The organism is Paraburkholderia sp. BR14374, assembly GCF_040948685.1.
Classification (GTDB): domain Bacteria; phylum Pseudomonadota; class Gammaproteobacteria; order Burkholderiales; family Burkholderiaceae; genus Paraburkholderia; species Paraburkholderia youngii.
On the sequence record NZ_JBFPKF010000026.1, the window covers coordinates 53,683 to 63,237 of the forward strand.

The window sequence follows — 9,555 nt, forward strand, 5'->3', positions numbered from 1 at the left end:
GTGTTCCGGAAGCCCGCCCGCTACGACAGGACCGCGGGCTTCCGGAACAAGGTTCACCCGCGTCCCTGACGCATCGATCGCAGTCTGCTGCATCCAATTTTTCTATAACCCTGGCGGGGATTCATCCCCTCAGGGATGCACTCCGCCCATCTTCTGTGGAGTGTCATCATGTTTGGTCTTTATCCCGCCGGCACCCAATGGGTCCGGCATTTCACTGCAAACCGCTCGCCGCGCGAAATCCAGAAGGTCCTCACCGACCACGCGGGTTATCGCGCGAGCATCTTTCATCGTCCCTTTGGAGAACATCGCGGCGCTGTCATTGCCCAGTCGGACCGCTTCCTGATCCTGACTGCTGCCGTCAACGCGGCAACGGCGGATCTGGCCGTTGTACCCGACGTGCAGTTGCAAAACCTGCTGTGGTCGTTCAACACGGGCTATGCAAACCAGTGGGGCTCACGCGAGTTGCTCGCGCTCACGGGCGTCGACAACTGGGACGCGCTTATCCGGCGTACCAGCGCGGCCTATGCCGCCGTCTGCAGGACCGTTGGCGAAGTCGTCGACGGGTCACTGGAAAAAAGGGCGGCGGAAGAGGCCGCCCGAGTGGCCGCCCAGGCGGCTGCGAAGGCTGCTGAACCGCCTGCGCACGTGCCTGATCCGATCGTTGGAAGGATGTTTTCCAACGACGATGACGCGCCGTGGTTGCCATCGGACTATCTGTACGATGCGCCGCTTCAGGAGGTGCCGACATGCGCCCACTGAAACTGACGCTGACGGGCTTTATTGGTGTTCGTGACAGCATGAAGCGCGACACCATCACGCTCGATCTCGAATCGCTTCCGGCAGGCCTCATCGCGTTGACCGGTCCGAACGGTGCGGGAAAGTCCACGATCATGGATAACCTCCATCCGTACCGGATCATGCCGTCGCGGGCCGCGAAAGTGTCGGTGGATGCGTTCTCTTACTGGGACCACGTCTACGGCGCGCACGCGCTCAAGGAGTTCGAATGGGAGCATGGCGGTGTGCGGTACCGCTCGTCATTCGCATTCCGCAAGCCCGGCAAGACGGGCAAGGCTGAGTACTACCTGGCCTGGCGCGACGCGGACGGAAACTGGCAGCCCATGCAGACAGGTGACGGTACTGTCTCTGATGGCAAGGCGGAGACCTATGACCTGTGCGTCGAGTCGGTGTGTGGCTCGCTGGAGTCGTTCTTTACCAGCGTCTTTGCTGCGCAGAACCGGCGTCCGCTCGCCTCGTATGGTGCGACCGAGATCAAGGCACTGCTCGCGGAACTGCTGCATATCGATGACCTGCGCACGCTGTCGGCGAAAGCCGCCGACGTCGCGAAGGTGCTCGGTCGTGCGCTTGACTCCACGCAACAGCAACTCGTTGCGCTTGGATCCAAACGCGATCGCGTCGCGCAGATCGATCAGGCCATCGTTTCCGATGCACAGTCCGTCACCGCAACTCGCGAGAGCCGGGAGACGCTGAACGCAAAGGTGGCCACCCTGACCGACCAGCGCGCCGTTCTCGCTGCAAGGCAGACGGCCAATGCCGGTGCGCAGGCCCGCCTGCGGGAACTCGGTACGCGGCGAAGCCAGATTTCGTCGGCCTTGCAGGTCCTTGTGACAGACGCGAGCGCCGACGAACGGCGCCTGAACCAGCGGCGCGCTTCGTTGCGCTCGTCCATCGCGGAACACAACGCAGTGATTGCGCAACGTGAAGCGATTCTGGGCGCCGCCTCGGCACGTGATACCGCCCAGGCACGTATCGCGGGCGAGGAGGCGCGTGTCGAGCCGATCCAGAGGGAGATTGCTGCCCTCGAGGAGAAGCAGCTTGCGCTGACCGCGGCAACTTCCCGTCTGAACGGTCTGGAGTCGGAAGGGACGTCGAAGATGACGCTTCTGAAGTCGCTGGAACAGCAGGCGAGTGTGATCAGTACCGTGCCCTGTGCCGGTCATGAGATGCACAACACCTGTCCCTTGCTTGCGCAGGCCCGTCAGGCGGACGTACAGGTTCAGGAGCACCGCATTTCGCTCACGAATCTGCGTGCGACGTTTCGTGCCAAACGCGATGAGGTCGCGCTGCTGACGCCTCAGGTGCAGCATCTTGCGGGCAGGCGGGCGGAGTTGAAGGCGGTCAATGATGCGATCGCGGCCGCGCGCCGCGACCTTCAGAAAGCTGTCGATCTCGCCGCACGCAAGCCGCTGCTCGATGCCGCAACCGGGGGTCTGGGCAAAGCCAGTGAAGAACTGGCCGCGCTCGAGGCCGAGGAAGCAACGCTGCGTGCACGCCGCGAGGCGCAGCAGGCCCGTCTGTCCGAGGAAGCGAAGGAACTGGACGCGGAAGTCGCACGCCTCGGCGTCGACGACGTGACCGGTGCCATCGCCGATATCGACCGGCAGCTAACGCAGTGCCGCGAAGCCATCACCGCGGCCGATGCCCGGATCGAATCACTGATCCGCTCGCAGACGACGCGTGAGGTCGAGCGACAGGCGATCGCAAAGGAGCTTGCGGGATTCGACGCGACACAGTCGCGTGCGAACCGCATCTCCGATGAGATTGCCCAGTGGAAGCTGCTCGCGAAAGGCCTCGGCAACGAAGGCGTGATTGCATTGACGATCGACGATGCGGGCCCCGCCCTCACGAAGATGGTGAACGACCTGTTGCTCGCATGCTACGGCATGCGCTTCACGGTCGAGATCCAGACGCAGCGGGCGCTGGCGAGCGGTGAACTGCGCGAGGGGTTCGAAATCCTCGTGCATGACGCCGATCACGACAGCACCAAGGCAGTCACGGTGATGTCCGGCGGCCAGAAGGTCTGGATCAACGAGTGCCTGACGCGCGGCATCGCCCTGTATCTGGCAAGCAATGCTGGCCAGCCCTACCAGACCCTGTTCAGCGACGAGTCCGATGGTCCGCTCGATCCGCAGCGCAAGCTGCAGTTCATGCGGATGAAGCGGGAAGTGCTGCGACAAGGCGGGTACGAGCGGGAGTTTTTCATCTCGCAGACACCTGATCTCGTTGCGGAAGCGGATGCAGTCATTGACGTCGAGGCGCTCGCTGCCTGAGCACTGTCATTTCCTGTCATTTCTTCACCCTGTGGGGAACGTCCCCATAGGGGCGTTCCCTCGTCTTTTTTACAAACGAGGAATCCCATGCAAAACCTGTTGTTGCTGCTCATCGCAGCGAGCGGTTCATCGCTGTGCGCGTGCACGGCTCAACCTGTGGCACACGTTGAGCCGGCCAGGCCAGCACCGACGATCGTCGTCCGCGAGCCGCGAGGCGAGCCGGGCGACTTTGTTCTCTGCAAGGATGGTCGCGTTATGGTCTTCCCGGCCGCGCATCCGCAAACCTGTTCCTGATCGCGCGAAGCCCTGGCCTCGAAAGAGCGTCGGGGCTTCGTGCGCAAACATGGAGGTGACCATGAAGAAGCAGATCGCAGCCGCAACCGTGATCGGGGCAATGCTTGCACTTGTATGCCTGCTCTGGGAACAGCAGTCGTTTGCTGCGCTTCACAAACATCCCACGCGCGTACCAGCCAATAGTCTGTCGCCATTCGACCGGCATCTTCGTCGCGCCTGACTGCCATTTTTCTTTACCCCGGCCGGGTAGACCTCCCGGTTGGGGAGGTCTGCCCGGCATCCCCCAAGGAGCCGAAATTGACCTTCTCATGCAGTGATTTTCTAGATGATGTAATGCGCAGTCTCGTCCACTCACAGGCGATCACAGAGGCCGAAATTCCTGCTGATGATCCCGGCAAAGCCGCAGACGTTGCGACCGCGGCAATCGTGGCGATGCATCGTGCAGGCCTGTTCGCACGCTTCATGCGAGAGCTGCTGAACGCAGTGGAAACGTTAGGAGCGGTCGCTGAGGCCCACGGTGTCGACGCGCTGGTCTTCCTGTTCGATCTGCAGGCGGCGATTCTCAACGATACTTCTGTCGATGCGCACGCAGGCATCGACGGTCGCATCGTCGAACTCGTATCTCAACTGCCGTCGGCCGCCGAATGGATGAAGCATATCCGGAAGGAAGGGCATGAGCTCGCCACTCGCTCCGGGGCTACCGCTCCGCTGGAGAGCCGCAGAGTGCTGGAAAGCGGAGATTGTCGATCGCCGGACCACGAGTTCAAGAACTTCCACCGGCTGCTTTGCGAGCGCTTCGAGTACCCTCACGATGAGATTGACTGGAAACGCGATCAGCTTTCGCTGATCGAATGGATCGCGAATCGCCAGTCGACCCCGGTCAGTGTGCAGCCTGTTCCGGCCATCCGGGTCAGAGCGGACGGCGACGCGAATTTCTATCATCTTCTGGACGGCGACGACTGGATTGCCGCCGTGCAGATGAATGGCAGGTTCACGGTGCCGATGCAGGAAGCCATGCTGCAGAAGTTTGCCGGGGTGTTGCGCAATCCATGCGGTCCTCACTCACCGGACATGAGCAACGCAGTTCCTCATCATGTCCGGGACCGGGTGAAATGGGCGCTGAGCCGGTTGCGTGAACATGCAGCCGCGCTTCAGGGAGTTCATCTGGCGCGCGGGAGCGGCCACATCCTGGCACTGGAACTGAAGGATCGGGAAGAGGCGATCGGGCACGCAATGGAAACGATTAACGAATTCCGGGGCATGGCTGCCAAAAATGGTGTGGATGCTGAGGCGTTTATCCATTCCATTGGCGGTCTTCCCGATCTGGAGAGGTTCGGATACCGGACCAGCTAACCGGTACTACCATGAAACCGCCCGTCGAGCGTCCCGTCCTGGGGTCCGCCCGACGGGTTTTTTTTGGTGCGCGCGCAGTCAGCGCCGGATTTGCGGGTCGTCTGCGGTCGAAAGAGACCACTATTTCCGCATCTTTCCCCGTGGTCACGCCCGCGCACTGGAATTACCCTTGGTGAATCTTCTGCGCCACAGGCGCATCGACCTGCCCGCCTCGCGGGCTTCTTTTTCCCCTTGGGAGCTTCTCCCACAGGGGGAGGCTCCCATCCTACTGGAGCCTTCATGAAAAGCATTCAACGCAGCGCCAATCGTTACCGTTCTGCTTCGTGGGGGCGGGTCTGCGCAGCATCTACCCGGGTTCCCGCGGATTTCGGGCGTCACTTGCGTGACGTCGCCCGCCCGCTGCAGATCGCCTACCAACGTCTCATGTCCTCATATGACGGTCATCCAGCCGGTATCGAGTCCCGTATGGAGGATCGCGAGTCGTGGGCTTTCGCACTCCCGGATGCGTCAGGCTCAAAGGCCTGGCGCATTCAGCAGTTCGACCTGGACGGGTTCATCGGCCACCTCTGCTTCGACTCCCTCAACGAGGCGATCGAAGAAATGCTCCGCATGGGCTACTGCGTGACCGATCCCGGAGCACTTGATCGCACCGGAGCGACCGACCGATGGGCACGGGGCGTACGCCGCGCAGCGCTCATGCAGAAGCATCAGGAAGGCCTCATCACCTACCGTCAGATGATCGACGAGATGTCTGCACTGCCTCACTGACCTTTCAACTCATTAACCCCTACGGGAGCGGCTCCCGTAGGGGGCGTGCTCCATCAAACCGGAGCCATCATGTTTGACGAAATTCTTCAAAAGATGGAGGCCGCGATCGCCGTCCTCATGGGTCTGATCCGTGCCGGCCATCCGTTGTGCGGCACGGCCAGCGGCAAGGACTCGACGTGCGCGACGATTCTCATGCTAGAAGCCGTGCGCCGCGTCGCGGAAGAAGGCCACTTGCAACCCGCGCACTACATCTCTTCGGCCAATACAACGATCGAAAACAGTAGTCTTGCGCGGCATATCGAGACCATGCTGGAAGAGGTCGACGAGCACGCGGCCGCATATGGGCTCGGCGTGACGACGCACATTGCCACGCCGTCGCTGGCGATGCAGTTTGTCGTTTCGACCATCGGCCGCGGCACCCTGGTGCGCACCGTCGAAAACGGCGTGCGTGCCGGCAAACGCACGAGAGCGTGCGCGACAGACTGGAAGCTCATCCCACAGGGGCGGTTGCGCGCGGCGCTCGAGCGCGATGCGACGGCCCGGGGCGACCGCGAGATCTGTACCGTTCTCGGCAATCGCATCGCTGAAAGCGCCTCGCGCGGCGTTGCGATGCTGGCCCGAGCGGAAAGCGCGATTGCGCCTACGCGTGACGCCAACGATGCACTGTCGATCTCACCGTTGCGCGACTGGTCGGTCGATGATGTCTGGCTGATGCTGACGATGTTTGCCGACGAAGAGAAGCGTCCGTTTCCTTGTGCGTTTTCGGTGCGATCCATCGAACGTCTGTCGGACCTGTACCGCGCCGGTAACGATGGCATGTGCGGAGTGGTTCTCGGCGAAAGTGGGCAGCGTACGGCGTGCGGTTCGCGATTCGGATGCGTGTTCTGCTGCGTCGTTGGCGATCGGGACAAGTCGCTCGAATCCATGATCCGTGAGCCGGAGCATGCGTACATGGCGGGCCTCAACGATTTCCGCAATTACCTGCTCGCGACACAGTGGGATCTGAAGCGCCGCGAGCTGGTGGGTCGGTCGCTGAGTTCTGCCGGATATGTGCGAGTGCAGCCCGATGTGCTGTCGTTCTGGGAGCGCATGAACCTGTTGCGCTACCTGCTCACGCTCGACGCGCTCGAAATTGAGCGCGCCGAACAGCACGACGCCGACCTTGCGGCTGGTCTCATTCCTGACACACCAGAAAATCGTGAGCTCTGCGACGTGCAGTTCGAGATGATCACACCGGCGCAACTCGTTGCGATCGACTTCATGCTGTCCATGCACCACTACGCACCGCATGCGTTTCCAGCGGTATCAGCCTGGTACGAAGTCCACAGACTGGGGCGCCGATACCGCATCCCCAAAGTCGACACGTTTCCGAAGGTACCCATCACGAATCACGGATGGTTCCGCGTCGGACAGTTCGACGCGGAGGCGCCCGCCGAAGGTCTTCGGGATTTTGGCGCCGAGCAGTGGAATCGCTACCGGCATCCGGGTCGCGTGTCCACCTATGCGCAAACGACTGCTGGCGAACGCGTTGTGTATTTCGAACAAAGCGACCACCTCGACGTCGATACCGAAAGAGCCTGTGAGTTCGTAACCTGTTCGTTTGACTACGACTGGTATGCGCGCGTGCAGGCCCATGCAGGGATCGAATCGGCGCGTTTCTGGCTCAACGAAACGATCCTGACACTGCCTGCCGGGAAGTCCCAGCGATATCAGGAGATGGCAGTGCGCGGGCAGTATTTCGCGCGCCTCGCCGAGCGTCTGAACCTCACGCCGGCGGAAATGGACCAGTACCTGATCAGCAATGCGGTCAAGGAAGTGCAGCAGCTCGATCTCTTCTCGATGGCCGCGTGAGCGGTCTCGTCTCATTCACCCTTGCGGGGCATCCCCTCGCAAGGGGCTGCTCCGCGCATCCATCTGGAGTAGCTTATGTACCTTGAAGCAGCTGAACGCGGCATGCCGGTTCGCCAGCGCAACGCTCATGTGGACGAAGACCTCCTCGTCCGTGTCGGTATCCCGCACAGCGGCGGCCGACTCGCATACCACGCGTTCAATGAAGGATACGCGGGCATGGTCTCCGCTTCTGCCTTCTGGAATCCGAAAACCGGGCGCTTCCGCATTCCTGAAGCGACGGACCTCTCGGAGCTCGATTTCGCGCTGGATAGCGCGGGCTTCACCGCAATGCGGCTCTTTCAACTGAAAGGACGCCAGCGGGGAATCGCTAACGTATATCCTTGGAGCTTGGAGCAGTTCGTGGAACTTGCAGCCTTTTCCGGTGCAGCATGGTATGCACAGCCAGACCTTTGCTGCGAACCGGCTATTGCACCTGACCAGGAAGCAATCGACTATCGCATTAACGCGACGGCAACGCTTCTGGAGGCGACGCTGCGTGTCGTGTACGCGTGGCAGGATGAACTGTCGAAGACAATGAGCGCGGCCGCGGTCCAAAATGCCGTTCGCATTCCCGTAGGTGTGGCCCAAGGCTGGACGGTCGACGACTACAGGCGCAGCATCGATCTCATGATGCAGGTGTGGGAGCGATGGATGCCCTGGATCGCTCCCCCCGTTCTGATTGGCCTCGGCTCCGTCTGTCGACGCCACCTGACCGATCCCCGGCATGGGCTGTTTGCCATACTGGAGGGGCTGGAGGGGCATCTTCCAGTTGGGGCGCGCGTCCACTGTTTCGGCGTCAAGGGGCAGCCCTTATCGAGGGTCAAAATGTATCCCTGGGTGGCGAGTGTAGACTCGATGGCCGCCGACTATTCGGCGCGGGTGAAGGCCCGACAGGCTGGGATCTCCAACACGATTGCGCACCGCGCGGCAGAAGTGAATCGCTGGATGGCGGCCGCCTCACGGCGTGCTGCACCTGCAACTGGCGACCAGTTCCGTCTTGGCTTCAACGTCTGAAGGCAGCATCCATTTTCTCGACCCAGCCCGCGCGTTCTCAGGAACCGCGGGCTTTTTTTCGGCCTCAGTTTGCCGTCAGACGCGAAGCAAGCGCGGAGGTCGTGTGCCGGGTTTCGCAAGTACGTGAGGCATAGCGCAGGCTAGCGGCCGCCGCATTCGACGAGGAGCTTGATTAAAGCTCGGCGGCGCAAGTGCCCATATCACTGTGATACTTTGCGGCATTGGAATCACTGCTCAATTGAGTATCATAGTGTTACCAATAGTCGTGACCTTATTGAGGTAGTCAGTGACGCCAGCACAGTTCAAGGAGATACAGGCGGATTTGGGCTGGACTCATGCCCAAACCGCCGCAGCGCTCGGCCTGTCAGAGGTGAGCGTGAAGCGCATTGCGACCGGCGCTCAGGTCATTACCGACCAGACTGCGAGGATGTTTGTGGGGCTTCTATTGATCCACAAGGAAGGCTTGTTAAAGAAGTACGCGAAGCTCGTTGACAAGTATCATAGTGATACTAAAATGGAAGGTAACTAAGGCTTTGGAAAAAAGACGTGATGGAGAAATACCGGAACCGGCGTGAACTGCATCGCAGCGGCGGCAAGTTTTCCAAAGCGCCGACGCTTCAACAGCAGGGATACGCGATCAACACGCAGAGTCGCAAGTGCGCACACTGCGGCAACGAATGGACGCCGATAGTCACGACGGGCAAGTGCCCCGCTTGTGGCACGGCGCTGGAAGGCTAGGAAAATTGCGCGGCGATTTTCGCGTGTGCGAAACAGGAAAACAAAAACAATGGAACAACTGTACAAGCTGGAATTGCGTGATGACAACGGCAACGTGTCCACCTTTCATGCGAACGACTGGGAGAGCATCGAGATACTGGGCGAGTTGCTGAAAGCCGCTGCCTCGACGACCGGTTACTAGCGCTTTTCGGCAGACGGAGCGCTTGTTGTGTACAACGTGGAAGGGACTGTGGTTGCGCGGACGGACCGTAGCGTGGGTTGGTCGTTGCCCAACCACGGTCTCGGCCGTTGAAAAAGACCGGGTGTCACGGATCGGCGTAATCGAGCCGGGGATGATCGGCGTAATGAGGCCACCTGGAATGGCCCCGAAACGCGATTTCGAAGGGACTCAAGAATGCGTTTTTTTGCCTGATTTTGCAACCGCGTTTTC

General features: G+C 60.9%; 10 protein-coding genes. All 10 read left to right on the top strand.

Annotated features, from left to right (window positions below; genetic code table 11):
* The first annotated feature begins 135 nt into the window (after positions 1 to 135).
* Entirely contained in the window at positions 136 to 759 is a 624-nt protein-coding gene (locus AB3X86_RS34050) for a hypothetical protein (protein WP_368599359.1), read from the top strand.
* Complete coding sequence (locus tag AB3X86_RS34055) at positions 747 to 3,068, top strand: SMC family ATPase (RefSeq protein WP_368599360.1); 2,322 nt, start codon at positions 747 to 749, stop codon at positions 3,066 to 3,068. Before AB3X86_RS34050 ends, AB3X86_RS34055 begins: the two co-directional genes overlap by 13 nt.
* Before the next feature lie 87 nt (positions 3,069 to 3,155).
* Positions 3,156 to 3,362 (top strand): hypothetical protein, encoded by a 207-nt coding sequence (locus AB3X86_RS34060; protein ID WP_368599361.1) that lies wholly within the window; start codon positions 3,156 to 3,158, stop codon positions 3,360 to 3,362.
* Between the two features lie 61 nt (positions 3,363 to 3,423).
* Positions 3,424 to 3,582 (top strand): hypothetical protein, encoded by a 159-nt coding sequence (locus tag AB3X86_RS34065; protein ID WP_168991542.1) that lies wholly within the window; start codon positions 3,424 to 3,426, stop codon positions 3,580 to 3,582.
* Positions 3,583 to 3,659: 77 nt separating this feature from the next.
* Positions 3,660 to 4,715 (top strand): hypothetical protein, encoded by a 1,056-nt coding sequence (locus tag AB3X86_RS34070; protein WP_368599362.1) that lies wholly within the window; start codon positions 3,660 to 3,662, stop codon positions 4,713 to 4,715.
* A 279-nt stretch (positions 4,716 to 4,994) separates the two neighbouring features.
* Positions 4,995 to 5,483, top strand: coding sequence for a hypothetical protein (locus AB3X86_RS34075; protein WP_368599363.1), 489 nt, complete (start codon positions 4,995 to 4,997; stop codon positions 5,481 to 5,483).
* A 69-nt stretch (positions 5,484 to 5,552) separates the two neighbouring features.
* Positions 5,553 to 7,334, top strand: coding sequence for a hypothetical protein (locus tag AB3X86_RS34080; protein WP_368599364.1), 1,782 nt, complete (start codon positions 5,553 to 5,555; stop codon positions 7,332 to 7,334).
* Positions 7,335 to 7,409: 75 nt separating this feature from the next.
* Positions 7,410 to 8,387, top strand: a complete 978-nt coding sequence (locus tag AB3X86_RS34085) for a hypothetical protein (protein ID WP_368599365.1) — start codon at positions 7,410 to 7,412, stop codon at positions 8,385 to 8,387.
* Positions 8,388 to 8,673: 286 nt separating this feature from the next.
* Positions 8,674 to 8,916 carry a hypothetical protein gene (locus AB3X86_RS34090; RefSeq protein ID WP_368599366.1) on the top strand — a complete coding sequence of 81 codons (243 nt, stop codon included), beginning with the start codon at positions 8,674 to 8,676 and terminating at the stop codon, positions 8,914 to 8,916.
* 258 nt (positions 8,917 to 9,174) lie between these two features.
* Positions 9,175 to 9,306: a hypothetical protein gene (locus tag AB3X86_RS34095; RefSeq protein WP_368599367.1), complete on the top strand. Its 132-nt coding sequence runs from the start codon at positions 9,175 to 9,177 to the stop codon at positions 9,304 to 9,306.
* Positions 9,307 to 9,555 lie beyond the last annotated feature (249 nt).

Excerpts from the sequence above, each read along its gene's own strand:
- AB3X86_RS34075 (WP_368599363.1), top strand. The coding sequence starts at position 4,995 with ATGAAAAGCATTCAACGCAGCGCCAATCGTTACCGTTCTGCTTCGTGG.
- AB3X86_RS34065 (WP_168991542.1), top strand. The coding sequence starts at position 3,424 with ATGAAGAAGCAGATCGCAGCCGCAACCGTGATCGGGGCAATGCTTGCA.
- AB3X86_RS34080 (WP_368599364.1), top strand. The coding sequence starts at position 5,553 with ATGTTTGACGAAATTCTTCAAAAGATGGAGGCCGCGATCGCCGTCCTC.
- AB3X86_RS34055 (WP_368599360.1), top strand. The coding sequence starts at position 747 with ATGCGCCCACTGAAACTGACGCTGACGGGCTTTATTGGTGTTCGTGAC.
- AB3X86_RS34095 (WP_368599367.1), top strand. The coding sequence starts at position 9,175 with ATGGAACAACTGTACAAGCTGGAATTGCGTGATGACAACGGCAACGTG.
- AB3X86_RS34060 (WP_368599361.1), top strand. The coding sequence starts at position 3,156 with ATGCAAAACCTGTTGTTGCTGCTCATCGCAGCGAGCGGTTCATCGCTG.
- AB3X86_RS34050 (WP_368599359.1), top strand. The coding sequence starts at position 136 with ATGCACTCCGCCCATCTTCTGTGGAGTGTCATCATGTTTGGTCTTTAT.
- AB3X86_RS34085 (WP_368599365.1), top strand. The coding sequence starts at position 7,410 with ATGTACCTTGAAGCAGCTGAACGCGGCATGCCGGTTCGCCAGCGCAAC.